Below are 26,163 nucleotides of genomic sequence, written 5' to 3' on the forward strand. Positions count from 1 at the left end.
TTATTTGTTTGTTTTTACTATATTATTGACATGCATTTCAGTAAATGACTGAATATAACTCAAAATTTCATCACGCTCATACTCATTTAATAACTCGTGATAACAATTCGGCCATTCTTTAAAAGCCTTATCACTTATTTTAACATTATCAAACCAAGTGCGGACACGTGTTTTATCTACAAGTTTATCCTCACAAGCTTGCATTAGCAAGAGCGGAACATCTGGAAAATCATCTATTTTTTTATGAGCGATTTCGATAGACTTAATCAATTCACTATACCAACGTACTGATACTTTGCGCAAGAACAAAGAATCATTCTCCATTGCATCTCTCACTTCGTGGTTACGTGTTGACATTTCCACCGTAAGATTCGTTGCAAATTGCAATTTTGGAGCCACAACATTTAATATTTTTGAAGCAAATTGAAGCGGAGCAGAGGGTCCAGTCACTACCCCTAAACAAGGCGAACTCAAAATAATACCCTCTACATCTTCTCTCTTCGTTTCTTGCATCATACGAATGACAATAAGACCACCCATACTATGACCGAATAGAAAAATAGGTAACCTATACTTTCTTGCTTCTTTCACCCATAGTTTAACTTCCTCTATGTATTCATCAAATGAATCAATATGTCCTCTATTTCTTGAAGTCGTTCCATGTGACGGAAGATCCCCCATCACGACGTGGTAGCCGATATGATTCCACATTTCCGCAACGGCTTCGTAACGTCCGTGATATTCCATTGCGCCGTGCACAATAACAATGACAGCCTTTGCTTCCTCCGCTTCATAATTCCACATACGGCTCTCCTCCATTTCACTCTTTCTCATAATTTGATACACTAAAACTAGTCTCTAGGAAAGGAAGACTTTACATGATATATCCTTACAAAGAAAAAAAACCGAAAATTGCGAGTAGTGCTTTTATCGCTGACTATGTTACGATTACAGGCGATGTTTACGTTGGCGAGGAATCAAGTATTTGGTTTAATACAGTCATCCGTGGTGATGTGTCACCAACGATCATTGGAGACCGAGTAAATGTACAAGACCAATGTACACTCCATCAAAGCCCTCAGTATCCTCTTATCTTAGAAGATGATGTTACAGTTGGGCATCAAGTTATTTTACATAGTTGTCATATTAAAAAAGATGCTTTAATTGGAATGGGATCCATTATATTAGATGGTGCTGAAATTGGCGAAGGAGCTTTTATCGGCGCTGGAAGCCTCGTTTCACAAGGAAAGAAAATTCCACCAAACACGTTAGCTTTCGGTCGTCCCGCGAAAGTCATTCGTGAATTAACAGCAGAAGACCGTAAAGATATGGAGCGTATTCGCACGCAATACGTTGAAAAAGGTCAATATTATAAATCATTACAGAAGTAAATTTCCGCTGCCATAAGATTGGCAGCTTTTTTTATATAAAATCTAACTTTTTCTTTACAAAACATTATTACTCCCTCAACAAAATCTTATTAAAATAAAAGCTAATATCTCCATATATATGTAAACGAGGGAGGAGAATTTTCATGAAGGTCAGTGGATTATATAAAATAGAATGTTACATTTTCAAAGGAATTAATCGCTACTTTGATCAAAAAACATTAAATATCTTTTTCAGCAATATTACTCATATCGGTGGCGCGACTTTCTCCATCGCACTCACACTTTTCTTTTTAATTTTTGCAAAAGGTACTTTACATCAAGCAGCAATTGCAACTGCTATTTCTTTAGCAATTAGCCATATTCCTGTACAAATATTAAAAAGATGGTATCCACGAAAACGTCCTTATTTAACAATTCAGGATGCAAAATATCCAGTCCATCCATTAAAAGACCACTCTTTCCCGTCTGGTCATACAACAGCCGTTTTCTCTGTCTTCATTCCATTTATTTGCTATAATCCAAGCTTACTTGCTTTCCTATTACCGTTAGCATTATGCGTCGGTATTTCACGTATTTATTTAGGACTTCACTATCCGTCAGATGTATTCGTCGGTATGTGCCTTGGCACTTGCTCTGGCATCATCTCTTTTTATCAATTCATCCCACTTTTCACATAAAGGAGTGATATGATGAGAGTCGCCATTTTTACCGATACTTTTACGCCACAAGTTAACGGGGTTGCGAAAACGTTAGAGCGATTAACACGATATTTTCAGAAAGAACAGATCGCCTATTCTGTTTTCGCCCCTCAGCATACAGCTGAAGATAATTTTGTAGCGAATGTGAATAAGATGAGAAGTATCCCGTTAACAATATTATATCCAGAATGTCGTTTTTCTTTTCCTACTCCGCGTATTAAACGGGAACTACTTTCCTTTAAACCTGACATTATTCACATTGCCACACCTTTCAACATGGGACTTTGTGGATTGTATTATGCAAAAAAGTTAAACATCCCAGTTGTCGGTTCTTATCATACTGATTTCGATGCCTATTTACGTTATTACAAAATCGAATTCCTCTCCAATATGCTGTGGAACTATTTAAAATGGTTTCATAGTCATATGCAAAAAAATTTTGTACCTTCCTTTGAAACATTACATCAATTAAAAAATAAAGGCTTTCAGACCCTCTCTATATGGGGACGTGGTGTAGATTGCACACTCTTTCATCCAGCTTACAATACAGACCTATTCCGAAAAAAATATAATATTACAGCGAAGTATGTCCTTTCCTATGTTGGACGAATTGCTCCTGAAAAAGATATTGATACGCTGCAACACCTTATCGTTAAAACAGCACATACTCGAAACGATATTCATTGGCTCATCGCAGGAGACGGTCCTCTAGCAACAAGTTTACGTGAAGCTGTTCCGAAAACAAATATCACTTTTACTGGCTATTTACAAGGCGGGGATTTAGCTGAAGCATATGCTTGTTCTAACATAATGGTGTTTCCATCAGCTACTGAAACATTCGGAAATGTCGTACTTGAATCACTCGCATGCGGTACACCTGTTATTGGTGCAAATAGTGGCGGGGTTAAAAATATTATTACAGATGGAAAAACGGGAGTTCTTTGTCCGCCTAAAAATGAAGATGCATTTCTATCATCCATTTATTTTTTATTACAAAATGAAGAAAAACTTGAGCAGATGGGAATAGAATCTTCCTCTTTTGCGAAATCAAAGAGCTGGGATGAGGTCTTTCGTGGCTTGCTTAACCAATATGAAGAAGTCCTTCAGCATAACGCATCAGAGTTGCTTGCTTAAATAGAAAAACTCCCTTCAAAAAACGAAGGGAGTTTATTACATGGTCATAAATTTTAGTTTAATAAATGATACATAAGGTTAAGCATTGTTTTATTTCTATATTAATTATATCAAAAATAAACATAACTAAACAGACTTGTAATAAAAACCCATAAAAATTAATATATGGTTATACAGTGTTTTAACTGTATAATGATTTTAAGAATTCCCCTTAAAATCAACTCACTCACATACCTTTATACAGCAATTGTTCCCCAATTCTGTATATCAAAAAAACCTTTCATTCATTTGAAAGGTCTTTTTGAGCCTGCACATATTCTTCTTTCGTATTTACATTTATAAACCAATCCGCATTCGCTTGTACATCTTCTCCAGAAACATACTTCACATTACATTGTGATAAAAGCTGCCCCATACTTCTTTTTTCTTCCTGAAGTAAAGCATAAATCTTTTCTTTCACGCGGTTATGATACGCCGCAAGTAGCGGTTGTTTTCTTCCATTAATAATAGGTACAACCGCATCATATTCATTGTTCGTTTGCTCTAGTAAAATGGTAAACCATTCATGCGACACGTTTGGTGCATCGCAAGGCATAATAGCGTACCAATCTGCTTCTATGTATTCCATTCCTGATACAATGCCGGCCAGCGGTCCATTCCCTTTATAGTGCGGAATGTCTTCTATAACAGGTACTTGTACGAATTGCTCTACTCGCTCTTTTATATCAGTATGGCTAATTACTACAATGTCTTGCAAAGTATTTCCCATCACTTTCACAATATGCTCAACAAAAGTAGTTCCCTTCCAAATTGCTAACGCTTTCGGCTCACCGAATCTACTCGACATACCACCTGCTAATACAATTCCAGCATACTTACTCATTGGCGATGCAGCTCAAATGTAATATGACCTAATTCCGGTAAAATTAATTTATTCATCGCAAGGCGAACCGCTCCGCTAGACCCTGGCATCGAGAAGACTACTTTGCGCCCAATTGTACCACCAATCGCTCTACTTAACATTGCGCTGCTTCCGATATCTTCTAAATAACTAATCATACGGAACAGCTCACCAAATCCAACAATTTCTTTATCTAATAACGCTGATACTGCTTCAATTGTGACATCGCGTTTCGTAATACCAGTACCGCCATTTGTTAATACAACATCTACATCTTCCTTATGATAACCAGCTAACACTGCTTGCTGAATACTTTCTTTATCATCTTTTACAATTTCATAAGAAGTTACTTTATGTCCCGCTTCTTTTAACAATTCATGTAATAGTTGTCCGCTCTTATCTGTTTCTTCCGTACGTGTATCGGAAATCGTCACGATCTTGCAACGCACTTCTTTTGGAGCTTGTTTTTTATGTTCAGTTACACTCATTTTTTATCTTTCCTTTCTTAAAGACTTTTCTTCATTTTATCATACATACCTTTACACAATTATGTATGAAGCCAATCATGCGCCATGATACAATATAAGTATACTAACCCACAAAAAGGAAAGTGCCCTTTCTTATACTCCTAGACTACACATCTTTAGCTACTCTTTATATTTTCTACATAATAGAATTCAATTTTAAAACTTATACTAAAAAATAAATTGGAGGTCTACATAGTATGGAACTTTATAAAAAATTAACAACAACATTTATCCTCTTATTCATCGCTTCAATCACTGTCGGCTTTTCCTTAAAAGGCGCAATTCCATACGCTACATTAGTAAGCATTATATTCGCGACACTATTTTTACTAAGTAGTGCCTTTTGCGCAGGTAAAGCACGTCAAATGAAAGGTTGATTACATATGTTCCAGAAGAAATCAATCCTTTGTAAATCATGTGAAAAGGAAATACAAGAGGAGGACTTACATTGTTTGAATCAAACCGTATCCAGTTACGAAAGTTTTCCGAAGATGATATTCTAACATATTATAAATGGCATAATGATATAGACGTTATGAGTTCAACCACTCTCACTCTTGATAAATATTCCCTTCAAGACACAGAAAAACTTTGCCAGCAATTTATTCATTCTTCGGACTCTAAGAGCTATATCATTGAAGAAAAATCTACGCATCTTTCAATTGGTATTACTTCTTTAATTCATATTGATTCGTATAACCGAAACGCTGAATGTATTATTGATATTGGTAACAAGGGTTACTGGGGGCAAGGTTATGGGAAGGAAGCTTTCACCTTATTATTGGATTATGCATTTTTAGAATTAAATTTACATCGCCTTTCTTTACGAGTATTTTCTTTTAACGATAGAGCAATTAAATTATATAAATCACTCGGTTTTCAACATGAAGGAACTTGTAAAGAAGCTATATTCCGCAATGGCAATTGGCATGACATTGAACTCTTCGCTTTATTCCAACGTAATTATAAATAAAAAAAGCTTTGCGCTCACCGCGCAAAGCTTTTTTTCATATATTATAGACCAGCTTGCTCTTTTAAAGCTGCTGCTTTGTCTGTACGTTCCCATGATAGATCTACATCAGTACGTCCAAAGTGGCCGTAAGCTGCTGTTTGTTTGTAAATTGGGCGACGTAAGTCTAGCATTTTAATAATACCAGCTGGGCGAAGATCGAAGTTGTTACGAACTAGCTCTACTAGTACGTCTTCAGATACTTTACCAGTGCCGAATGTATCAACTGAAATTGATACTGGTTGTGCTACACCGATTGCGTATGCAAGTTGTACTTCTGCTTTTTCAGCAAGACCAGCTGCTACGATGTTTTTCGCAACATAACGAGCTGCATATGCTGCAGAACGGTCAACTTTCGTTGCATCTTTACCAGAGAATGCACCGCCACCGTGGCGAGCGTATCCACCGTAAGTATCAACGATGATTTTACGTCCTGTTAAACCAGCATCACCTTGTGGTCCACCAATTACGAAGCGGCCAGTTGGGTTAATGAAGAATTTCGTTTCTCCATCCATTAATTCTGCTGGTACTACAGCTTTAATTACGTGCTCTTTTAAGTCGCGATCGATTTCTTCCCATGTAACATCTGGGTGATGTTGTGTAGAAATTACGATAGTATCAACACGTACTGGTTTACCATTTTCATCATACTCAACTGTAACTTGCGTTTTTCCATCCGGACGTAAGTATGATAATGTATCATCTTTACGTACTTCAGTTAAACGGCGAGCTAATTTGTGAGCAAGCGAGATTGGAAGTGGCATTAACTCTTGTGTTTCATTACATGCGAAACCAAACATTAAACCTTGGTCTCCTGCACCAATTGCCTCAATCTCAGCGTCAGTCATTTGACCTTCGCGTGCTTCTAGCGCTTGGTCAACACCCATAGCGATGTCAGCAGATTGCTCATCGATAGATGTTAAAACTGCACAAGTTTCTGCATCGAATCCGTATTTTGCGCGTGTGTAACCAATGCCTTGAATTGTTTCACGAACGATTTTTGGAATATCTACGTAAGTAGAAGTCGTAATTTCCCCCGCTACCAATACTAAACCAGTTGTTACAGTTGTTTCACAAGCTACACGTGCATTTGCGTCTTTTGATAAGATCGCATCTAAAATTGAATCAGAAATTTGGTCACAAATTTTATCTGGATGTCCTTCAGTTACAGACTCAGATGTGAACAGATGACGTTTTTTTGTCATGTGGTAAACCTCCCTACAGTAATTGTATATATTGTACGGAACTCATCCTTAATTTGCCACAAACTGCGACATACATTTATTCTCCCACACAAGCATACAGAAAAACCTTTCCTACTTTACATAGAGGAAAGGTTTAATTTGCTACTTGCATACTGCTTTTTGCCCTTCGCTCTTATCGTTCGAGACCTGTAGCCTCGCACAGGTTTTAGCACCTATTCACCTGTATTTACCACTACAAGTGAGGTTGCTGGGCTTCATCGGGCCTGTCCCTCCGCCAGCTCGGGATAAGAGAGTATCCGTCCCAACCTATACTAAAGAAATGATATTCATTTGTCAATTAATATTCACATTTTCCTGAAAGTTTTTCTCAATACGCCTGAAATGAAATATTAATAGGGAAATAATGCATTCACACAAACAAAAAGAAATAAATAGTATACATTATTTATATAATTGTGTTATACTCTTGTTGGGGATTACGAGAAATATTTCATTAAATGAAAAGGATGGTATATAAATATGAGTACTGTGAATGTCCAAATTGGTTTACACGAATTATTGAACGGAAGCAATGCACAGATTCAACTAAGTGTTCCGCAATTAGTGGAAAAAGTATTAATGCGAAATGAAGGGAAATTAACTTCGACTGGTGCCGTTTCTGCTTCAACTGGAAAATATACAGGACGTTCTCCTAAAGATAAATTTATTGTGAAAGAAGCATCGGTTGCTGACAAAATTGCTTGGGGAGCTGTGAACCAACCGATTTCTGAAGAACATTTTAATAAATTATATACTAAAGTTTTAGAATACTTAAAAGAAAAAGAAGAGTTATTCGTCTTCAAAGGATTTGCAGGCGCTGACCGCAATTACCGCCTACCAATTCAAGTTATTAACGAATATGCATGGCACAATTTATTTGTACATCAATTATTCATTCGTCCAACTGAAGAAGAATTAACAACTCATGAGTCAGGGTTCACAATTGTTTCTGCACCGAACTTCAAAGCTGATCCAGCTGTTGACGGTACAAACTCTGAAGCATTCATTATGGTTTCATTCGAAAAACGTATTGTACTAATTGGTGGTACAGAATACGCTGGAGAAATGAAAAAATCAATCTTCTCTATTATGAACTTCTTACTACCTGAACAAGATATTCTTTCTATGCATTGCTCTGCAAACGTAGGTGAAGAAGGCGACGTAGCACTATTCTTCGGTTTATCTGGAACAGGTAAAACAACATTATCTGCTGATCCAAACCGTAAATTAATCGGTGATGATGAGCACGGTTGGTCTGATAACGGTGTATTCAATATTGAAGGCGGTTGCTACGCGAAATGTGTAAACCTTTCTCACGAGAAAGAACCACAAATTTTCGATGCAATCACATTTGGATCTGTTTTAGAAAACGTTATCATTAATGACCAAACACGTATCGCCGACTACAACGATACTACTTTAACAGAAAATACTCGTGCTGCATACCCTATGCATGCGATCGACAATATCGTACTGCCAAGTGTTGCTGGACACCCAAATACAATTATTTTCTTAACTGCTGATGCATCTGGCGTATTGCCTCCAATCAGTAAGTTATCAAAAGAGCAAGCTATGTATCATTTCTTAAGTGGTTACACTAGTAAACTAGCAGGAACAGAGCGCGGCGTTACATCTCCGCAAGCAACATTCTCAACTTGCTTCGGTTCACCATTCTTACCACTTGATGCATCTCGCTATGCTGAAATGCTTGGTGAAAAAATCGAGAAACACGATGCGAAAGTATTCTTAGTAAACACTGGCTGGACTGGTGGCGAATACGGCGTTGGTAAACGTATGAACTTAGGTTACACTCGTGCAATGATTCAAGCAGCATTAAACGGTGAACTTGCGAAAACTGAAACAGCTAAACATGACATCTTCGGTCTTGAAGTTCCACTTCACGTACCAGGTGTACCTGACGAAGTGTTAATGCCTGAACAAACTTGGGCTGATAAAGCTGCTTACAAAGCAAAAGCAATCGAACTTGCAAATGAATTCAAAGCTAACTTCAAAAAGTTCGACAGCGTATCTGAAGACATTATTAACTTAGGCGGTCCAATCGCTTAAATTAAAACTTTCTGTTGGAATAACCCTTTACTCATATGAATAAGTGTCGTGTAACCGTAAAGTTTCGCGTACTCACCGACAAAACCCAATGCGGCTTAACGGTTACACACACTTACATAAAAAAGAAGCTTACGTGAAAACGTAAGCTTCTTTCTATATCTTATATAAAGTGAAACGCTAATCTCTTCATCTGTGACCTAGATTATAAAATTACAGCTTCGAATATATACATTATATCCCTACTCACTACATCTCTCGGGTTTCACATCGTATGGGGCTAAAAAAGGCCCTGACCGCTTCTATTCGTGACTGGATCATCTATTCCATCTAAAAAGAAGTCTTTTATCTTTTTAGCTCTTTGTTAGTTCTTTCTCATCTTTCATGCTATAGTAACCTAAATTCACAACGATTAAGAAATACCCACCCATAATCCCTACTGCAAACGCCCACATAACCATGTGGTGCTCAATTTCGTACATAATAATAGCACCCAAAATGGCAGCTGCAAAACGGTTAAACATACCGAGTGTCGGTGCTTTCGTCTTCTTTACAATACTATCTCCAAGCTTCTCAATTCTTCTGCCTAAAAGCCAAACGCAATACATACTTACAATAAGCCCAATTCCAGCGCCTAAAAAATGTGCTGAAAACGGTGTTAACATCCAACCTAGTAACAAAATACCTAGTATATAATACGATTGGATTTTAAATGATCTTAGTGACATACTAATCATGCTGTACCTCTCTTCATTCGTTCTTATCTATCCAACAAAAAATTTCTTTCAAATTCATATTCCTTACATTCATTTCATTCAAATTAAAAACAACATAAACAGTATGTTTATGTTGTTTAAATGTTTTTAGAAAATAATATTATACAAGATTTCAAACATCATATTCTCATATTTTGTGACGGTTTTTCAAACTTTTTTCGTCCATTTATGAAAAAAATGATATCAATCTATGAACATACGGATATGATGTAATAAGCACACAAATAAAGGGGGCGTCTAATGATTTATTTTTTAATGGCTCTCATTCACCTCATTATCCCTGCACTTATTGGACTTTCATTGTATTGGTACACGAAAAATCATAGCATTTTTTACGCTGTCCTCGGTGTTCTTCTTCCAGGTATTATTCTTATTACACTCTTCCGTATTCCATTTTTAAACTTAATTCCACTTATTACTGCTATCTTATTTCTCATCTTCTTACCAAAAATAAAAAAATAGGAAAGCAGATCATAGGTGATCTGTTTTCCTATTTTGATATAGGTTCCCCTGCAATAGAATGAACTTTTACTTTCTCCGATTTCACAAACCATAGACCGACAAAAATGATAATTCCACCGATGATTTGTTGAAACGATACATATTCATTTGCCCAGACAGCTGCAAATAGAACCGCTACAAGCGGCGTTATATACATATATACCATCGTATGTGACGCCCCAATTTTTTGAACTCCAACATACCACATTACTAAACCGAATACTGTTACAAAGAAAATAGAATATAGTAAAGCAAATAGTGTCATTCCGTGAGTAATGTGAAATGGCATGACAAACACATGCGGACCACTTAACAATAATAGCGGAATCGCACCCACTAATGCAGACCATGCAGTAACACGTAATGCTGAATATTTTTTAATTAATGGTCCTGCTAAAACAGGATAAAGCCCCCAGCATATTGATGTAATAAGGCCAATTCCATTGCCATAAAAAGAACTAGTAAGTGAATGTCCTGCTACTAAAACTAAGGCTGCACCAACAAAGGCAGTCATAGAACCGATTAACTTTCGAGAAGAAAACTTTTCTTGTTTCAAGAAAATCGCAAATGCAGTTGTAAAAATAGGTGAAATAGAAATGAGTAAAGAGGCATTTGTAGCGGATGTATATTTGACAGTTTCCATAAATAACGTTTGATACAGTACAATACCTACAACGCTAACGATAATTAATCTAGGTATATCCTTTCGCTCCATATAAACCGACTTTTCAATAAAAAAGGTAAGGAGTAACAGAAGCGGTGCCGCCGCCATCATACGAAGTGCAGTAAACTCAATTGCTGTAAATTCTAAAAGTCCATACTTCGCAATTGTATAGTTAATCCCCCAAATAATAACAACACTTAAAATTAATAACTCAATTCCCCATCTTCTCATGCGTATCCCCTCCGCAAAGAAGATTATACAGAAAATTCAATCAAATGTACATTTCATTATGTGAAAAAATCTTTTTATTATATGAAACGTTTTGGTAAATGAAATTATATCGGCGCAACTCCATTTATATCGGCGATTTCCCAAATATATCAGCGCAACTCCATTTATATCAGCGATTTTTTCAATATATCGACTTATAAAATAAAAAAAGTGAGTCCAAAATACATTTTGGACTCACCCTTCCTTTACTATACTAGAACGTGTAATTTCATATTTGGATTATAAAACTGGCTTGGGCTCTTCAACTGAAAAGTTCCTCCACCTTCATGCCAATCAACCGTTAACTTATCGTCCATAAATACAAGCTTTGTACGATCAGCGATAAAGTTCATTGTGCTTGATTCAATATCCACATCGCGCTCATCTTTCTCTGCTACAGCTACTAAATCGATGATTCCGCTCATAACACAACCGCAACCTTCATTATCATAAAATAACTTTATATATTTCGCTTCACTTGGAATCGTATCCATAATCTTTTTATATGCTGCTTCTGTTACAGTAACGTACATATGTTAATCTTCATCCTCTCTTCTCTTATCATTCATATATTGTATCATCATTTTTCTTAAAATTTATATACAGAAAATTAAGACTAATATACAATGTATGTGATAAAGTTTCAGCAATCGAGCTTTTATGAGTAGTTCATGCAGGAGAAAGGACGTTTACTATCTGTGTTCAAACTACAACGATATCCCATGTTATTAGGTGTATTTAGTAGTTTCTTCATTTCTAGCGGAATGCTATTACAGCATGTACTTCCCTATTCTCCTTCTATTAGCTGGATTCTAGGTTTTATTTGTTTCCTATCCGCTTCTTATTTTGCTACGAAGAATACAAACAACTCATAAAGCAAGAATCATCTTAAGGAGGATTATCAAACATGCCAGCCTTAAAAAAAATAGAGCAATCACTCGATCACTTATTCCAAATTGAAAAATACGGAAAAGATAGTGCCTTTAGTCGATTTATCCCAGCCGTATATGATCCTATCAAATTTCCTTGGCAACAATTTTTCGAAGCAAATTTTGTAGATTTATTTAACGGCCTTATGATGCACGGATCTGAAAATGTAAACAAAGTATTTTTAGCTGTATTCCCTACAGATGACGTTCTTGAAACATTCATTTCACAATCCACACCCGGTGATTTACTCTTTATGCACCATCCCCTTGTAATGGAGTGCGGTGATCCGCTTGGAAGATCAGGCCGCGGTTTCATACCAATTCCTGAAAAATATTTGCAAGGAATAAAAGAAAAACAACTTTCTATATATACATGTCACGTACCAATGGATTTTCATCAAACACATGGAACGAGTATTTCAATTGCAAAAGCATTAAACGCTACTGTAGTGGACGACTTTGCATATGGAGGTCCAGAACAAGAACCAGTTGGCCTTATTTGTGAAATAGATGAAACATCAACAGAAGCACTCCAAAAACATCTAAAACAACTCTTCCAGATTCCTTACACAGACTTCGAAGGTAAACGACATGATTCCATCAAAAAAATCGCAATTATCGCTGGATGTGGCGATGTTGTATCTTTAATGAAGGAAGCAGAAGAAAAAGGTGCTGACGCATATATTACAGGAGAAATCCATTGCCATATCGACAATGATTACGGCAGACATAAATACTCGCTCATTATGGATTATGTAAAAGAAACGAATATGTCTCTAATTGGTGTGTCACACTCTGCCTCTGAATATTTAGTGAAAGAGACATTGATGTATGATTGGTTTAAAGAGAATTTTGATGTGGATGTTATTTTACTTCCTCAGGAAAAATGGTGGCTCTAACACTACTTAATTCTCCTCCCGCTATCTTTTGAAATCTAGACACAAAAGACGATCTGCCACACAAAATTATAGAATTCATAATATATATATATTAGTTCTATTTTAAAAACTAGATTTTGAAAATATAGAAAGGAGAACATATATGTACCCACGTAATTTTTTTAGTTGCGATGGCAGACGCAACAGCGGTTCTAACGGAAATACTGGACCCACGGGGAACACCGGACCTACGGGGAACACTGGACCCACGGGGAACACCGGACCTACGGGGAACACTGGACCCACGGGGAACACTGGACCCACGGGGAACACTGGACCCACGGGGAACACCGGACCCACGGGGAACACCGGACCCACGGGGAACACTGGACCCACGGGGAACACTGGACCCACGGGGAACACCGGACCTACGGGTAATGCTGGACCTTCCGGAGCTGGTTTCCAAAGTACTACCACCTTTAGTCTAGCAGCGGCTCCCAACTATAAAAAAGGACAAGTTGTCACTTATACGGGCAGTGGCTATGTTGTAAAAAAAGATGCACCTCAAGGGTTTCCTAATATATCTCCAGATTATATCGTATTAGTAGAAAGTGGACCTACCGGTAGTACCGGGCCTACCGGCATCACTGGGCCTACGGGGAACACTGGACCTACGGGCATTACTGGACCTACGGGATCTGCCGATAGCGCTTCAGCAAAAAGTATTGTTTTTCAAGGAACAAATGCTGGTTTTCAACGTATAGCGGGTTCTCCTGGAATTGACTCCAATGTTATTCCATATGTCACTGCTGGAGCCGGTAGTATTGTCGGCTTTTCTGCGTCTATAAATATAAATAATTTACCTGCTGCTATTTATACGATTAATATTTGCAGAAATGTCCCAACAAACCTCACAACCCCTTCTTCTAGCTACATCCTATCTACTATTACCTTAACTACTACTGACAAAATTACCGGAACTATGGTATTTTCCATTAAACCAACGGATAGCGGAGCAGGACAAATTCAAGTATTTAATCCTACTCCGGCAGTAGGTCCCGCTACTGTAACTTGGACTAGTATTACAACTGGAAACCCAGTTGCAAGAGGAGATGCTATATCCCTTTATATTACCCCTGGAATTACTGCAAGTGCTGTATATTCTATTTTTCTAATTACCGATATATAGCAATTCATTTCATAAAAAAAGACCCGAAATTCGGGTCAACAAATAGAAATATAAATGAACTACAACAAATAACAGACAAAGCCATTATATATTTTTCATAGTAAAACATCCATTATTTTCTTTTTACACTATCAATATATTATTTTTCGTTATCGTCCTCTTTTTTAGAACGTCTACCTAAGAAGAACACAAGAACTAATAATATAATTAACAGTAGTACTCCGCCGATAATGTAATATAGTGTGTAGTCTTTTTTCGCTTCTACCGCTGTATCATTTAACTTATCAGCTGTCTTGCCTTCAATTGTAAATTTTTTCGTCCATTCCCATTTTTGATCGCCATCAGTAGCTTTCACTTCTACTCGGTACGTTCCTGGATCAAATGCTTTGTTTTCCCAGCTAATAGCGTAATCAAAGTTTGAGTTTGGCGCCATTCTTAAATTTTCTTTTTTCGCTTCAAATAAAACGTCCGTACCTTTTTCTTTATATATCTTTGCATCAACACTTAAATTTTTTAACATTGCTGGCTTTACGTTTTGTAAATTTGCAGTAACGACGTTACGCCCGTTAATTTGTGTTGGCTTTACTTCGTTTAATTTCATGTCTGGTTTTACTTCAGCATCTGTTTCTTTTAAAACAACACCAATTGCGTATGCATATTTATTTTCAATTTGCACACCTTCATCTTTTTTCTTTGCATTCTCATCTTCTTTTTCTTTAAAGTATAAACCACCTAGAATAACACCATCAAACGACTCACTTGGCATTTCCAAGTTTATATCAACTGTCACTATGCTGTTAGCTGGGACTTTCGTTTCTTTGGGCATTTTAGCAATTTTAGAAAACGGATATTTCAAAGTAGAATCCGTTTTTGGTTCTACTGTACTATAATCTGTAATACCATTGCTATTCGTAATTGCTGTATTAGCAAACGATTCTACCACAACTTCTTTATTCGTATCATTTTTCATTTGGACTTGAATTGTTTGCTTTTGTCCAGGTTGCATTTTCAAATTAAAATACGTTTGATTTTTATCAATTTGATTTTCTGGTATAACTGCTGTCACAGCAAATTTCATTTCAGCTGCATATACTGAAAAAGCGTTTATCATGAAGAATGTAATTAATAGTAAGCTAGTAAATAGTTTTTTTACCATCTCTTATGTAGTCCCCTTCATATCCATTTTATAGACAAGAAAGAGATAAGGTTAAAGCCATTCCCTTATCTCTTCTCATTTTCCTCTTTTATCTTAAAATTCCTCTTACCTACATAGGAGCGTCTGTTAGTTCCCAAGTTAGTGAAGTTGTGTATTGTGTTTGTTCTTTTTTCGTTTTACCTGGTACAGATAACTCTACGCTTTGTTTCGCTTCTGTTGCATCTTTACCGAACGTATTTACCCACGTACCCATACCTTGATTTTCTTTTGCATCGATTAAATCAGATGCTGCACCACTTGGATTTAATGTGATAGATTGCTCTGCTGTTGGTGCATCGCTACCTGCATTTGATTTCAAAGCTGAATTTTTTAATGTTAATGCCGCGCCATCCAACGCTTTATCATCTGCAGTTTTGAATTGACCATTTTGTTTTACTGTTAAATGCCATCCTGCATTTGTACCACGGTTATCTGTTACTTGAACGTAGTTTGGCACGTCAATTACAGAACCGTCTACTTTTTTCTTTACTTTATCTAATTCTGCAAAGTAGATTTCGTTATTCCCTGATGCTTTTTGTGTTTTAAAGTTGGAGTTAGATACATAATCAATACTTAGTGGACCATCTGTACCTTTTTTATCTGGATCAACTGGATCTACAGTTTCATCTGGATTCTCTGGATTAACAACATCAATTTTATCTGTATTTTTCTCGAATTTAATGAATGCTTTTGAATCTAATTTCCCGCCATCTTTCTCAGTTGCAAATGCAGACGTCCCTACTGATACTGATGATAATGTTACCGCTCCAATTAATGCTAATTTTGCTAGTTTCATAGTTTTATACTCCTTTATTTTTTAAAATTCATTTATTCTTAATTTTCAATCTTATACAAGCTTAGTTTGGTGTATCTTCTAAAGTCCAAGTTAGCTCAGCTGAATATTTCGCACCTTTTTCTTTTGCTGTCGTACCTGGCACGAATAAGCTCACACTCTGCTTACCTTGTTCTGCTCCTTTACCGAATGCAGTCGTCCAATCACCCATACCTTTATTCTTTGCGGCAGTAGCAATTTCCACCGCATCTCCACCTGGAGCTAGTGTTACTTTATCTTTAAATGTGGTAGGTGCATATTGTGCATCAGTTACAGAATTTACAGCTGGGTTACTTAAGCTTAAAGCTGCATTTGTTAACTCACTATTACCACTTTTAAATTGTGCATTTTGCTTTACTTTCAATTTCCATCCTGCATTTGTACCACGGTTATCTGTTACAGATACGAAGTTAGGTACTTCAACTGTTTTGCCCCCTTGTTTCACCTTATCCAATTTTGCAAAGTACGTTTGATCATTACCAGAGATAACTTGCTCGCCGAAGTGTAAGTTAGAAACGTAGTTAATACTTAATGGACCTTTTGTTCCTTTTTCATGGTCACCAGGGTTCTCTGGTGTAACTTTTTCATTTGGATTTTCTGGATTATTTGGATCTGTTATGCTTGTATCTTCAATAAACATTACATCTGTTTTAGATTTCATATTTGCTTTCTCTTCCGCAAATGCTGAAGTTCCTACTGCTGCAACTGATGTTAATGACACTGCACCAATTAATGCTAATTTTGCTAGTTTCATATGTACCTTCCCCTTTTCTCTGTTTTCATCTATTTTTTATTTTGAATACACTTGCTTTCCCCTAATTCTTTTGAATACATATAGAGATAAAACAATAGAAAACAATCCTATATATTGTTTGAAGTCCCGTGTCTGGCCTCCTGTTTTCGGTAAATATTTATCTCCATTTTTATTTTTATCAACTGTCTCTTTTTTTGGATTTATCTTTGTCGGATCAGTTGATGTATTTGGTGTATAGCTATTCGAAAATGTAATACCTGCTTTTGAATTCGCACTTGTAGCCGTTACTACATTTGCCATAAGAAACGGCACACATATAAATGTGGAAACGATAATACCAACTATTTTTTTCATTACTCTCTCCTTTCTAAAATTTATATATTTCATATATTTTTAGAGAGGAGCATCGGTTAATGTCCATTCTAGCTGTCCGACATATTTTGTATTTGCTTTGACATTCGGCCCTGGTTTTACTTGTAAATGAATTCCCTCGTTTTCCTTCCAATTTAATGAAACCTCCTCGTCGTTTTTAGAAGTATACGAGAATGCTTCTATACTAGAAGTACTTAAAAGTGTATCCTTTCCATTTCGTTTGTAAATCAATGCTCCTGTCAATGTGTCATTTTGTGCTGAAGTTAACGGTGTAATTTCCTTTACATATACACTCCATTTTTGCTTTTTAACACGATCATCGGTTACCTTTAAAGGATTTGAGATCGCTTTCGGTGCGTATGTCGTTGTTTTCGATGGAATTGTTAAATCTCCAAAGGTAATTTCTTTTGGTACGTCTACTAACTTTAAAGTTCCATCAACAACAGTAACTGGAACTTGAATTTCCGCTTGTACACCTTGCTTCGTTTCAATTACAACCGTTACAGTATGATTCCCTATTATTTTGGTATCCGGAATATTGATTAACTTCACTACTGATATTGGTTTATCTACATCCAAATTCGTATCTACAGATAAATCTGTCACAAATTTAGAAATATCCATTTTTGTTAAATCTGTTCCTTGCACTACTTTTTGTGGGACTGATTTCCCAATTGGAATACCTTTATACCTTATTTTTGCGATTCCATCTCGATTACTATCTTGCCCATTCTTATCGCCATCTAAATAATTTTTAGCTGACACCGGTATTTCAAGATAACCACCTTTGTAATATTTCATTACATCGGCACCTTTTACAGGAGAACCTGTAATTGTCATCTCGTAAATTTTCCCGTTGAATTCTTCTGTTTTTAGCGCATTTTCTTTCGCAACTGCAGTGACTTTATTGTTTTTCCTATTAATATCAAAGAAGCTACTTACATCATCTCCACTCTCCACATCTTGAATGGAAACATCATTCACAGTAAAATCCTTATTCACTTCACTTTCTAATACAAAAGATTTCGCATAGTGAATATCTTTCGATTGAGCAGGCATATTTTGATATACCTTATAAGAAAGTTGACGGGAATTATCTTCCACAATATCTCCTATTACACTTGGAGCTGGAATTTCAATTTGTGCGATCGCTAATTGGTCGTATGCTACATTAACACCTGAAGCATTTAATCTAACTTCTAGCGGTAATTCTGTTAAATTATCAAATGTAATTGTCATATCTGCTTCTGGAGTAGCTACTGGGCCTGCTGTTCCAGAAAACTCTATTTTATTATTCCCTTTATCTTGATACCTAATTGAACTCGTATCATACACGTATAAATTCGTTAAATGACTACCATCATTACGCAACGTAACATTTTTATAACTATTTATCCTTTTAAAATTCCACATTGCCGTTAATGGTACTTTTTTACTTGTTCCGTGCTCATAAAATTCAAAGGAAGCATTATAAGTTTGTCCTGACCTTCCGTTCCCATATAATTGTAAAAAGTTTTTTGCATCACCTTTAGTTATTGGTGTTTTAACATCTACAGATGAAGCTGTCATAGAGTGAATATTAATACGGACATCAATCCATTTCCCTTGATATTCACCAGCTTTTTTTACTAATACGTACTGTTCTCTATTTGAATTTCTAAATGTATATTGACTTTGACCAGTTCTGTCATCGCTACTACCCTTTACCTCATATGTTACTTGTGGGCTCCAAACAAATCTAAAAGCATATTTACCCGAGATAGAAGGCCCTTCACCTGTTCTATTATTTATTACCTTTACATTTGGATATTTAAGAATACTTGTAACAGGACTAGCAGCTAGTAGAGATTGGCTCTTTAATACCTTCTCAGCTTGAATAGCAGGTAATTCCTGATTATTTTCGTTGACCTTATTGCTCTCTTTTAATTCATTTTCCTTTGATACGAGTTCTTCATTAACCTTTTCTTTCGCTAAAGTCTTCGTTTCTTTTGGAATTTCAGCATTAGTAGCATTTATTTCTTGTTTTTTATTTTCTTCCGATACTTTCACTGTTTCACTGATTTCTTTTTTCACAACTTCCTCTGAAACCTTTCGATTTTCATCAGAAATAGCTACATGTAAAGCCTCTTTTTTCTCTACAACATGTAGAGAAGGAGATTCAATTTTCTTTTCATTCCCTTCAAACTTCACTATCGGTTCAAATTTGTACTCTCCAGCTTTTTTCATTTGAATGACTACATATACGTCACCGATAGAATTACTTTGTTCATTCTTTTCAATTTTTACAATGTGATCTTCTGTTACTGAAATGTTTTGAATCGCTTTATTGTTTTCATTCATTTTTTTCGTTTCTGCTTCATTAAACAGCTGCTCATTAGATAATTTCAGCTCGATATTAGCATCTTGTTTATTTGTATTTGTAATCTTTAATACTACATTTTCATCAACTTTTATTTCTTGTTTATCCATATGAACGATAAAACGTCCTTGCTCGTCGTTTGTAACCGCATAAACTTTCGTTGCAGAGTAGTCTAGCACACCAACTTGTGTAAATAATATTCCTCCAGCGAGAAGTATACGCCCAAATTTCCCTATTTGTTTTTGCAATGTACTTCCCTCCCTCGCTTCCTATATACCGAATATTTCGAACATTAAATTTATTTTCTAGCTAAATTTACAATCATAGTGTATATTCCTAGAAAATAAAAAGCCTGGTTGCCTTTTCGATTTTCATACATCACAACATGTGTGAAAATCCAAACTGCAACCAGACTATCATAGTAATTTTCATTACCTTAGACTCTTAGCTTTGCGACCTATCCTTTCGAATAGTGTGCCCATTTATTTTTTCTTTTTGAGACAATAAAAAAATCCGGTTGCCTCTTCGATTTTCATACATACAACTATGTGTGAAAATCCAAACTGCAACCAGACTATCATAGTAATTTTCATTACTTTAGACTCTTAGCTTTGCGACCTATCCTTTCGAATAGTGTGCCAAATATAGGTATTTATTTATCGTGTTTTGAATATACCATTAAAACCCAAAAAAGAAAATAGTTTTTTTAGAAAAAAACTATTAATTTTTATAATCTGAATTTTTTCTAGGAAATCCATATTGAAAACTTTCAAAAAACATTTTGATGCTAGAAACACATCATACATTCTTTATCGATAAAATGAGATTTTTACTATACACAAATAGCGAGATAAAATAAAAAAACATCACTTCCAAATAAGTGATGTTTTTTGTAGTTAATGCAGTGGTAACATAACTTCAACCGTCGTTCCAACCCCAACTTCACTTTCAAAACTTATTTTACCGTTGTGGTCTTTAATAATTTTTTCTGTAACTACTAAACCTAGACCAGTTCCTGTTTCTTTCGTTGTATAAAAGGCTTCATTTAACTTTGGAATTTTATCTTTCGGAATGCCGCATCCCTCATCTTTCACTTGAACGATGATTCCATCTTTTACAGTAACTTTAATCGTAATTGTTCCGCCAACTGACATTGCTTCAATTGCATTTTTGATTAAATTAAAAAAGACCTGTTTTAATCGTTTTTCATCACATGTAATTGATGGTAAGTCTTTACTGTAAATACCTTGTATGTAAACTCCTTGTTTTAAAGCTGGCTTTTCCATAACTCGAATAACATAAGAAATAATTTCTTGTATGTTATGAGTTTCTGATTCTAGTGATTTAGATTTCTCAAATCCACTAAGTTCTGTAGCAATTATATGAATCCGATCTACTTCTTGTTTCATAATATCACTATAAATTTTATCCTCTGGATGCTTGTCTGCTTGTTTATTCACAAGTTTTTTTAAGTTTGCTAAAGGTCTTCTAATCTTATAACCAATAACCGTTGCCATCTTTCCAACAGCTGCTAGTTTTTCTGTCTGTTTTATTTCTTTGTCCATCATCTCAAGCGTACGAACGTAAGACTGAACCCTTAAAAATATAATCCAACATATGATAGTAAATACGCTATATAATGCCATTGGGATTAAAACGAGAGAAGATTGAATAATGATTCCTGTAAGAGCATACTTTCCGATAAGTATCGCTGGAACTAACCAGAAATATCTTTTATTCACAAAGATTGGTGCAAACAAAATAAAAAATCCTTCTACTATATTTCCACCGTCAAATTCTGCATCGCTACCATAATAAATCATAATGTTATGGATACAATCTAATACATTATAGCCAATTAGAATAATATACTTTACCGCAAAAGCATTCTTCCATTTCATAAAGTATATTCCAATGCAAAACAATACCACCATCAAAAAGTAAAGCCATAAACCTAAACCATCTTCAAACTCTCCTACACCTTCTTGCTCTCCACCGATTAACGGTACGATAAATTCATAGGCAAGATCATATACGAAAAATATAATAAAAAATAAACTTAAAAATGCTTTCAGCGCCTTTATTTCTTCAGTTTTAAATATATAGCCTTTATTCATATGGTAACTCCTAGCTTTTCTTCCACTTGGATTTCAGTATTTCCACACTTCCTTGGGAGAATGATGTCTATTCTCGTTCCAGTATCTTTTTCACTTGAAATATGCAACTCACCAAGGTGCTCGGCGACAATTCGATTCGCTACCGTCAGTCCCAGACCAATTTTATCTTGTTTCGTTGTATAAAAGGCCTCTGTAACACGGGGTAAGTTTTCTTGCTTAATACCATGACCATTATCGATCACACTGATCATTACAAATTCTTTCCCTTTATTTTCTAATTGTAAATGTAATATACCACCTTGTCCCATTGCCTCTAAAGCATTTTTTATCGTATATAAAAAGACTCCTCTTATTTTTCGTTCATCACATTCAACTTCTATTGTTTTTTCTTCCACATTAGAAATAAACTGAATGTTTAATTCATCTATTTTTTCACGAAGACTTGTTATTACTTGTAATACAATTTTTCCTACATCATGTTTCTTATAAATAGAAGGTTTGCATGTAGCAACTTCCATTAACTCACTTATCATATTATTCATATTTTCTATTTCAAAAATCATACGTTTATAAATAGGATCCTCTTCATGCTTCTCTCGTTGTAATTGCGTAAATCCTTTTAATGAAGCAAGTGGATTTTTAATTTCATGTCCAACCGTCGCTGCCATTTTTCCGATTACTGCTAATTTCTGTGATTCACTAGCAATCGCAATACTTTCCTTTACAGCTGAAAGATATTGTAAAAATCGGTTTAAAATGATATATGCAGCTATTAACATAAGTGTATACATAATAAGGAACATAAATGCTTTTACTTCCTCTAATACAAATAAATAAATTAAATATTTTCCTACAATAGAGGAAAGTAAAAACACATAGAATTTTTTATTTAAAAATATAGGTACAAAGAAAATGAGAATAATTTCTATTATATTTGTCGCATCAAACGCCGCCTTATTATAAAAAACATACGAAAATATATTAGCGAGTTCTATCCCTATGTATGCAAATATCCATGCATATTTAACAAGGTTTGCCTTCTCTTTTTTCATTAAATATATATTCACGCACAGTATTGCTACTCCGCAAATAACTTGCCATATTATGTTGTATCCCTTATCCATTATTGATTTATCTTCTAATACGATTGCATAGAAAATTTGATATACAATAACAATGACATATAACACCCATAAAAGGATTTTTGCATTTCTTTCTTCTTCTTTATATGATAGAAAACTTTCTTTCACTTCAACACCCCTTCAAAATAATATCTCGAAGAATACCATTTATTATAATAAATGATTTTCATAGACAAACAAAGATAAATCGAACATTTGAGGAAAATCATGCCAACTATGCAATATCTTCATGCTATATACAAGCATAAAAAACATAAACAATAATACGTATATTATGGGAGGTGTTTTTTATGGATGGCAAAAAAAATAAAAAGACCGAACAACTCCAATCTTTCATGCGTGAAAATGAAGGAAAGGAGATGACAACAAATACAGGTATTAAAATTTCAAACGATGAAAACTCTTTAACTGCCAGTGATCGTGGCCCTACCCTTCTAGAAGATTTCCTTATGCGAGAAAAACTTTCTCACTTTGACCGTGAACGAATTCCAGAACGAGTCGTTCACGCACGAGGATACGGAGCACATGGCATTTTTGAGTTATATGAATCTTTAGAAGAGCTAACAATGGCCCACTTTCTACAAGACCCTTCAAAAAAAACACCGCTTTTTATTCGTTTCTCTGAAGTAGCTGGATCAAAAGGAGCAAATGAAACGAATAGAGATGTAAGAGGATTCGCCGTTAAATTTTATACAGAAGAAGGAAATTTTGATTTAGTAGGAAATAATATTCCCATTTTCTTTATTCAAGATGGCATTAAATTTCCTGATCTTATTCACGCCCTTAAACCAGAGCCACATAATGAAATTCCACAGGGCCAAACAGCACATGATACTTTTTGGGACTTCATCGCCAACAATCAAGAATCAGCTGCAATGATGATGTGGATTATGTCCGATCGTGCAATTCCAAGAAGCTTTCGAATGATGCAAGGATTTGGCGTTCATACATTTCGTCTAGTTAATAAAAATGGAAAGTCACGATTCGTGAAATTCCACTGGAAGCCAAAGCTTGGCGTTCATTCGTTAATTTGGGATGAAGCACAAAAACTAGGTGGTGCTGACCCAGATTACCATCGCCGTGATTTGTGGGAAAATATTAATGCTGGAAACTATCCTGAGTACGAACTTGGCATTCAAATTTTAGAAGAAGAGGACGAATTTAAATACGACTTCGATATATTAGATGCAACGAAAATTTGGCCTGAAGAAGATTTTCCCGTTAAAATCATTGGGAAAATGACCTTAAATCGCAATGTAGATAATGTATTTGCTGAAACTGAACAAGTGGCACTACACCCTGGAAGTATCGTCCGTGGTATTGACTTTACCAATGACCCTCTCTTACAAGGTAGACTCTTTTCTTATACAGACACACAATTAGCACGCGTTGGTACAAATTATCAAGAACTACCGATTAACCGTCCAATATGCCCATTTCATAACAACCAAAGAGATGGTGCGTCTAAATATATAATCGACAAAGGAAAAGTTGCCTACCATAACAATTCCTTAGCAAATAATTCTCCTTATACTGTACCTGGAACAAATGGGGGATTCGTTACATATCCTTCTACTGTATCTGGTCATAAAACAAGAGAAACTGCTGCTAGCTTCAAAGACCACTTCTCTCAAGCTCGTTTATTTTGGAATAGTATGAGTCACGTCGAAAAAATCCATATTATGCAGGCTTTCTCCTTTGAATTAGGAAAAGTCAAAAGTAAATCTGTCCGCCAACAAGTCGTGGATATGATTGGACATATTAGTACAGAATTGGCTACTTTAGTTGCAGAATCTCTCGGAGCAAAAGTCCCAAATATGCAAGAATCCACCGTTACAAAATCATCTCCAGCACTAAGTATGGCAAATACAACCTTTAGTCCTAATACATTACGAGTAGGTGTCATTGTTGCAAATGGATATGATGGACCAAGCGCACAATATATAATAAATCAGTTCAAACAAGTAGGTCTTCAACCAGTGATCGTTTCCGAACGATTAGGCATAGTGCAGGGAACGCCAAATGGACAGTGGGAAGTAAATGATACTTTCTTAACAGGCTCACAACTCTTTTATGATGGATTACTTCTTATCGGCGGAAAGATGGATGATCATTTTCTTAACAACGCAAGTTCATTTGTCGTAGAATCATATAATCACTTTAAGCCGATTGGCTCCTTCCAAAACGGCTCTTCTATTATTCAATCTTTAAATATCGAAGGAAAGCCTGGTGTTTTAATAGAACAAGACTCTACGCGACTAGCAAATGAATTTATTAAAGCTATGACAAAACAACGCTTTTGGGATCGAGTATATTCATAGAATAGGGGGACATTTATGTTTGTTACTGTCGAGAAAGATGTGCATATTTTTGTGCAAGACGTTAATCCTGGTCCAGATAGTAAGACTGTTTTCTTCGTTCACGGATGGCCTTTAAATCATCAAATGTACCAATATCAACTCAATGTTTTACCTGAGCATGGCTTTCGCTGTATCGCCATGGATATACGAGGGAATGGACAATCTGATAAGCCATGGACTGGTTACACGTATGATCGATTAGCCGATGATATCGCAATTGTTCTGGAAGCACTTCAAGTAGAGAACGCTACATTAGTCGGTTTCTCAGTTGGTGGTGCTCTTTCTATTCGCTATATGTCTCGCTATAATGGGCGCCGCATTTCTAAGCTCGCATTAATTGACGCTGTCTCCCCCTCTTTCGTTAAAAATCAAGAGTCCCCTTACGGTGTACCGAAAGAACAAGCAGATGCTCTCATTAATCAAATGTATGCTAATTTACCAAAATTTTTAAATGATGTATCTTTATCCTTTTTTAATAGAAACTTAGGGGCTGCAACCCTTGAATGGTTTTCTTATCTCGGTATGCAGTCCGCTTCTTATGCCCTTATAAAAATTTTACAAGCAGCTGCAAATGAAGATGTAACGAAAGATTTAAATAAAATTAACGTCCCAACAAAAATCTTCCACGGCGTTCACGACCAACTAATTCCTTACAAAAGTGCTGAGCTTACGCAACAACGAATTAAAAATTCTCAGTTACATGCTCTTACAAATAGTGGTCATGGTTCACCAATCGATCAAGCGGATGAATTAAATAAAGAACTGATAAAATTTTTACATGCATAACAACTGCAATACAAGAACGAAAGTTAATATAATCGATTTTTCATAAAACATAAAATTCACATATTTCTCAC

26 protein-coding genes and 3 riboswitches are annotated in these 26,163 nt (G+C 35.7%); of the genes, 12 read left to right on the forward strand and 14 right to left on the reverse strand.

Annotation, left to right across the window (positions count from 1 at the left end; all coding sequences use genetic code 11):
• Complete coding sequence (locus tag ACTFN4_RS06180; protein ID WP_000267421.1) at positions 1 to 804, reverse strand: alpha/beta hydrolase; 804 nt, start codon at positions 802 to 804, stop codon at positions 1 to 3.
• A gap of 74 nt (positions 805 to 878) precedes the next feature.
• On the opposite strand from ACTFN4_RS06180, the gene ACTFN4_RS06185 reads away from it, so the two are divergent.
• The 3 genes from ACTFN4_RS06185 to ACTFN4_RS06195 all read left to right on the forward strand — a co-directional run bounded on the left by ACTFN4_RS06185 (position 879) and on the right by ACTFN4_RS06195 (position 3,223).
• On the forward strand, positions 879 to 1,391 hold the full coding sequence (locus tag ACTFN4_RS06185) for a gamma carbonic anhydrase (protein ID WP_000640188.1): 513 nt from the start codon (positions 879 to 881) through the stop codon (positions 1,389 to 1,391).
• A gap of 143 nt (positions 1,392 to 1,534) precedes the next feature.
• Positions 1,535 to 2,068 carry a phosphatase PAP2 family protein gene (locus ACTFN4_RS06190; RefSeq protein WP_000868582.1) on the forward strand — a complete coding sequence of 178 codons (534 nt, stop codon included), beginning with the start codon at positions 1,535 to 1,537 and terminating at the stop codon, positions 2,066 to 2,068.
• A gap of 12 nt (positions 2,069 to 2,080) precedes the next feature.
• Positions 2,081 to 3,223 (forward strand): glycosyltransferase family 4 protein, encoded by a 1,143-nt coding sequence (locus ACTFN4_RS06195; protein ID WP_001261642.1) that lies wholly within the window; start codon positions 2,081 to 2,083, stop codon positions 3,221 to 3,223.
• Between the two features lie 280 nt (positions 3,224 to 3,503).
• Here the strand turns inward: ACTFN4_RS06195 and ACTFN4_RS06200 are convergent, their stop codons facing one another.
• Entirely contained in the window at positions 3,504 to 4,106 is a 603-nt protein-coding gene (locus tag ACTFN4_RS06200; RefSeq protein WP_000049596.1) for a molybdenum cofactor guanylyltransferase, read from the reverse strand.
• A complete protein-coding gene (locus ACTFN4_RS06205; protein ID WP_000117124.1) occupies positions 4,103 to 4,612 on the reverse strand; it encodes a MogA/MoaB family molybdenum cofactor biosynthesis protein in 510 nt (169 codons plus the stop codon). The genes ACTFN4_RS06200 and ACTFN4_RS06205 overlap by 4 nt, the downstream gene beginning before the upstream one ends.
• A 236-nt stretch (positions 4,613 to 4,848) precedes the next feature.
• Between ACTFN4_RS06205 and ACTFN4_RS06210 the strand changes: the two genes are divergently transcribed.
• The gene (locus tag ACTFN4_RS06210; protein ID WP_000424797.1) at positions 4,849 to 5,028 is read left to right on the forward strand and encodes a hypothetical protein; all 180 of its coding nucleotides are present in this window, start codon (positions 4,849 to 4,851) and stop codon (positions 5,026 to 5,028) included.
• Between the two features lie 71 nt (positions 5,029 to 5,099).
• Positions 5,100 to 5,624, forward strand: a complete 525-nt coding sequence (locus ACTFN4_RS06215) for a GNAT family N-acetyltransferase (RefSeq protein ID WP_017656642.1) — start codon at positions 5,100 to 5,102, stop codon at positions 5,622 to 5,624.
• A gap of 41 nt (positions 5,625 to 5,665) precedes the next feature.
• Here the strand turns inward: ACTFN4_RS06215 and metK are convergent, their stop codons facing one another.
• Positions 5,666 to 6,865 carry a methionine adenosyltransferase gene (gene metK, locus ACTFN4_RS06220; RefSeq protein WP_000163123.1) on the reverse strand — a complete coding sequence of 400 codons (1,200 nt, stop codon included), beginning with the start codon at positions 6,863 to 6,865 and terminating at the stop codon, positions 5,666 to 5,668.
• Positions 6,866 to 7,034: 169 nt separating this feature from the next.
• A riboswitch (SAM riboswitch) is annotated at positions 7,035 to 7,156 on the reverse strand.
• A gap of 228 nt (positions 7,157 to 7,384) precedes the next feature.
• Here metK and pckA point away from each other — a divergent pair.
• On the forward strand, positions 7,385 to 8,971 hold the full coding sequence (pckA, locus tag ACTFN4_RS06225) for a phosphoenolpyruvate carboxykinase (ATP) (RefSeq protein WP_000108815.1): 1,587 nt from the start codon (positions 7,385 to 7,387) through the stop codon (positions 8,969 to 8,971).
• 350 nt (positions 8,972 to 9,321) lie between these two features.
• Here the strand turns inward: pckA and ACTFN4_RS06230 are convergent, their stop codons facing one another.
• Positions 9,322 to 9,705, reverse strand: a complete 384-nt coding sequence (locus tag ACTFN4_RS06230) for an ATP synthase subunit I (RefSeq protein WP_000624926.1) — start codon at positions 9,703 to 9,705, stop codon at positions 9,322 to 9,324.
• Positions 9,706 to 9,984: 279 nt separating this feature from the next.
• On the opposite strand from ACTFN4_RS06230, the gene ACTFN4_RS06235 reads away from it, so the two are divergent.
• Positions 9,985 to 10,206: a hypothetical protein gene (locus ACTFN4_RS06235; RefSeq protein WP_000639042.1), complete on the forward strand. Its 222-nt coding sequence runs from the start codon at positions 9,985 to 9,987 to the stop codon at positions 10,204 to 10,206.
• A gap of 28 nt (positions 10,207 to 10,234) precedes the next feature.
• On the opposite strand, the gene ACTFN4_RS06240 is transcribed toward ACTFN4_RS06235, so the two are convergent.
• Both ACTFN4_RS06240 and ACTFN4_RS06245 read right to left on the reverse strand, forming a co-directional pair.
• Positions 10,235 to 11,140, reverse strand: a complete 906-nt coding sequence (locus ACTFN4_RS06240; protein WP_439962133.1) for a DMT family transporter — start codon at positions 11,138 to 11,140, stop codon at positions 10,235 to 10,237.
• A 248-nt stretch (positions 11,141 to 11,388) separates the two neighbouring features.
• A complete protein-coding gene (locus ACTFN4_RS06245) occupies positions 11,389 to 11,712 on the reverse strand; it encodes an iron-sulfur cluster biosynthesis family protein (protein WP_439962134.1) in 324 nt (107 codons plus the stop codon).
• Positions 11,713 to 11,850: 138 nt separating this feature from the next.
• On the opposite strand from ACTFN4_RS06245, the gene ACTFN4_RS06250 reads away from it, so the two are divergent.
• From ACTFN4_RS06250 to ACTFN4_RS06260, 3 genes are all read left to right on the forward strand, one after another.
• Positions 11,851 to 12,054, forward strand: a complete 204-nt coding sequence (locus tag ACTFN4_RS06250; protein WP_439962169.1) for a hypothetical protein — start codon at positions 11,851 to 11,853, stop codon at positions 12,052 to 12,054.
• 32 nt (positions 12,055 to 12,086) lie between these two features.
• Positions 12,087 to 13,007 carry a Nif3-like dinuclear metal center hexameric protein gene (locus tag ACTFN4_RS06255; protein WP_224201024.1) on the forward strand — a complete coding sequence of 307 codons (921 nt, stop codon included), beginning with the start codon at positions 12,087 to 12,089 and terminating at the stop codon, positions 13,005 to 13,007.
• Between the two features lie 142 nt (positions 13,008 to 13,149).
• A complete protein-coding gene (locus tag ACTFN4_RS06260; protein WP_283746263.1) occupies positions 13,150 to 14,175 on the forward strand; it encodes a collagen-like protein in 1,026 nt (341 codons plus the stop codon).
• Positions 14,176 to 14,314: 139 nt separating this feature from the next.
• Here the strand turns inward: ACTFN4_RS06260 and ACTFN4_RS06265 are convergent, their stop codons facing one another.
• The 7 genes from ACTFN4_RS06265 to ACTFN4_RS06295 form a co-directional block, all read right to left on the reverse strand.
• Positions 14,315 to 15,331 carry a DUF916 and DUF3324 domain-containing protein gene (locus tag ACTFN4_RS06265; RefSeq protein ID WP_439962135.1) on the reverse strand — a complete coding sequence of 339 codons (1,017 nt, stop codon included), beginning with the start codon at positions 15,329 to 15,331 and terminating at the stop codon, positions 14,315 to 14,317.
• Positions 15,332 to 15,440: 109 nt separating this feature from the next.
• Entirely contained in the window at positions 15,441 to 16,166 is a 726-nt protein-coding gene (locus ACTFN4_RS06270) for a WxL domain-containing protein (RefSeq protein WP_439962136.1), read from the reverse strand.
• Between the two features lie 61 nt (positions 16,167 to 16,227).
• Positions 16,228 to 16,956 (reverse strand): WxL domain-containing protein, encoded by a 729-nt coding sequence (locus tag ACTFN4_RS06275; protein WP_439962137.1) that lies wholly within the window; start codon positions 16,954 to 16,956, stop codon positions 16,228 to 16,230.
• 36 nt (positions 16,957 to 16,992) lie between these two features.
• Complete coding sequence (locus ACTFN4_RS06280; protein ID WP_025710008.1) at positions 16,993 to 17,310, reverse strand: hypothetical protein; 318 nt, start codon at positions 17,308 to 17,310, stop codon at positions 16,993 to 16,995.
• A gap of 39 nt (positions 17,311 to 17,349) precedes the next feature.
• Positions 17,350 to 19,935, reverse strand: a complete 2,586-nt coding sequence (locus tag ACTFN4_RS06285; protein WP_439962138.1) for a WxL domain-containing protein — start codon at positions 19,933 to 19,935, stop codon at positions 17,350 to 17,352.
• Positions 19,936 to 20,087: 152 nt separating this feature from the next.
• Positions 20,088 to 20,176, reverse strand: a riboswitch (cyclic di-GMP riboswitch).
• A gap of 72 nt (positions 20,177 to 20,248) precedes the next feature.
• Positions 20,249 to 20,337: riboswitch (cyclic di-GMP riboswitch) on the reverse strand.
• A gap of 246 nt (positions 20,338 to 20,583) precedes the next feature.
• Positions 20,584 to 21,804, reverse strand: coding sequence for an ATP-binding protein (locus ACTFN4_RS06290; RefSeq protein ID WP_439962139.1), 1,221 nt, complete (start codon positions 21,802 to 21,804; stop codon positions 20,584 to 20,586).
• Positions 21,801 to 23,054 carry an ATP-binding protein gene (locus ACTFN4_RS06295; RefSeq protein WP_439962140.1) on the reverse strand — a complete coding sequence of 418 codons (1,254 nt, stop codon included), beginning with the start codon at positions 23,052 to 23,054 and terminating at the stop codon, positions 21,801 to 21,803. The genes ACTFN4_RS06290 and ACTFN4_RS06295 overlap by 4 nt, the downstream gene beginning before the upstream one ends.
• 182 nt (positions 23,055 to 23,236) lie before the next feature.
• On the opposite strand from ACTFN4_RS06295, the gene ACTFN4_RS06300 reads away from it, so the two are divergent.
• Together ACTFN4_RS06300 and ACTFN4_RS06305 are read left to right on the forward strand one after the other, a co-directional pair.
• Entirely contained in the window at positions 23,237 to 25,267 is a 2,031-nt protein-coding gene (locus tag ACTFN4_RS06300) for a catalase (RefSeq protein WP_439962141.1), read from the forward strand.
• A gap of 15 nt (positions 25,268 to 25,282) precedes the next feature.
• Complete coding sequence (locus tag ACTFN4_RS06305) at positions 25,283 to 26,092, forward strand: alpha/beta fold hydrolase (RefSeq protein WP_439962142.1); 810 nt, start codon at positions 25,283 to 25,285, stop codon at positions 26,090 to 26,092.
• The last annotated feature ends 71 nt before the right edge of the window (positions 26,093 to 26,163 follow it).

Origin of the sequence: Bacillus cereus group sp. MYBK95-2 (genome assembly GCF_051915225.1) — a bacterium.
Lineage (GTDB): Bacteria > Bacillota > Bacilli > Bacillales > Bacillaceae_G > Bacillus_A > Bacillus_A cereus.

Coding starts and splice junctions, on each gene's coding strand:
- ACTFN4_RS06180 (WP_000267421.1), bottom strand. CDS start 804: ATGTGGAATTATGAAGCGGAGGAAGCAAAGGCTGTCATTGTTATTGTG.
- ACTFN4_RS06185 (WP_000640188.1), top strand. CDS start 879: ATGATATATCCTTACAAAGAAAAAAAACCGAAAATTGCGAGTAGTGCT.
- ACTFN4_RS06190 (WP_000868582.1), top strand. CDS start 1,535: ATGAAGGTCAGTGGATTATATAAAATAGAATGTTACATTTTCAAAGGA.
- ACTFN4_RS06195 (WP_001261642.1), top strand. CDS start 2,081: ATGAGAGTCGCCATTTTTACCGATACTTTTACGCCACAAGTTAACGGG.
- ACTFN4_RS06200 (WP_000049596.1), bottom strand. CDS start 4,106: ATGAGTAAGTATGCTGGAATTGTATTAGCAGGTGGTATGTCGAGTAGA.
- ACTFN4_RS06205 (WP_000117124.1), bottom strand. CDS start 4,612: ATGAGTGTAACTGAACATAAAAAACAAGCTCCAAAAGAAGTGCGTTGC.
- ACTFN4_RS06210 (WP_000424797.1), top strand. CDS start 4,849: ATGGAACTTTATAAAAAATTAACAACAACATTTATCCTCTTATTCATC.
- metK (WP_000163123.1), bottom strand. CDS start 6,865: ATGACAAAAAAACGTCATCTGTTCACATCTGAGTCTGTAACTGAAGGA.
- pckA (WP_000108815.1), top strand. CDS start 7,385: ATGAGTACTGTGAATGTCCAAATTGGTTTACACGAATTATTGAACGGA.
- ACTFN4_RS06230 (WP_000624926.1), bottom strand. CDS start 9,705: ATGATTAGTATGTCACTAAGATCATTTAAAATCCAATCGTATTATATA.
- ACTFN4_RS06235 (WP_000639042.1), top strand. CDS start 9,985: ATGATTTATTTTTTAATGGCTCTCATTCACCTCATTATCCCTGCACTT.
- ACTFN4_RS06240 (WP_439962133.1), bottom strand. CDS start 11,140: ATGAGAAGATGGGGAATTGAGTTATTAATTTTAAGTGTTGTTATTATT.
- ACTFN4_RS06245 (WP_439962134.1), bottom strand. CDS start 11,712: ATGTACGTTACTGTAACAGAAGCAGCATATAAAAAGATTATGGATACG.
- ACTFN4_RS06250 (WP_439962169.1), top strand. CDS start 11,851: ATGCAGGAGAAAGGACGTTTACTATCTGTGTTCAAACTACAACGATAT.
- ACTFN4_RS06255 (WP_224201024.1), top strand. CDS start 12,087: ATGCCAGCCTTAAAAAAAATAGAGCAATCACTCGATCACTTATTCCAA.
- ACTFN4_RS06260 (WP_283746263.1), top strand. CDS start 13,150: ATGTACCCACGTAATTTTTTTAGTTGCGATGGCAGACGCAACAGCGGT.
- ACTFN4_RS06265 (WP_439962135.1), bottom strand. CDS start 15,331: ATGGTAAAAAAACTATTTACTAGCTTACTATTAATTACATTCTTCATG.
- ACTFN4_RS06270 (WP_439962136.1), bottom strand. CDS start 16,166: ATGAAACTAGCAAAATTAGCATTAATTGGAGCGGTAACATTATCATCA.
- ACTFN4_RS06275 (WP_439962137.1), bottom strand. CDS start 16,956: ATGAAACTAGCAAAATTAGCATTAATTGGTGCAGTGTCATTAACATCA.
- ACTFN4_RS06280 (WP_025710008.1), bottom strand. CDS start 17,310: ATGAAAAAAATAGTTGGTATTATCGTTTCCACATTTATATGTGTGCCG.
- ACTFN4_RS06290 (WP_439962139.1), bottom strand. CDS start 21,804: ATGAATAAAGGCTATATATTTAAAACTGAAGAAATAAAGGCGCTGAAA.
- ACTFN4_RS06300 (WP_439962141.1), top strand. CDS start 23,237: ATGGATGGCAAAAAAAATAAAAAGACCGAACAACTCCAATCTTTCATG.
- ACTFN4_RS06305 (WP_439962142.1), top strand. CDS start 25,283: ATGTTTGTTACTGTCGAGAAAGATGTGCATATTTTTGTGCAAGACGTT.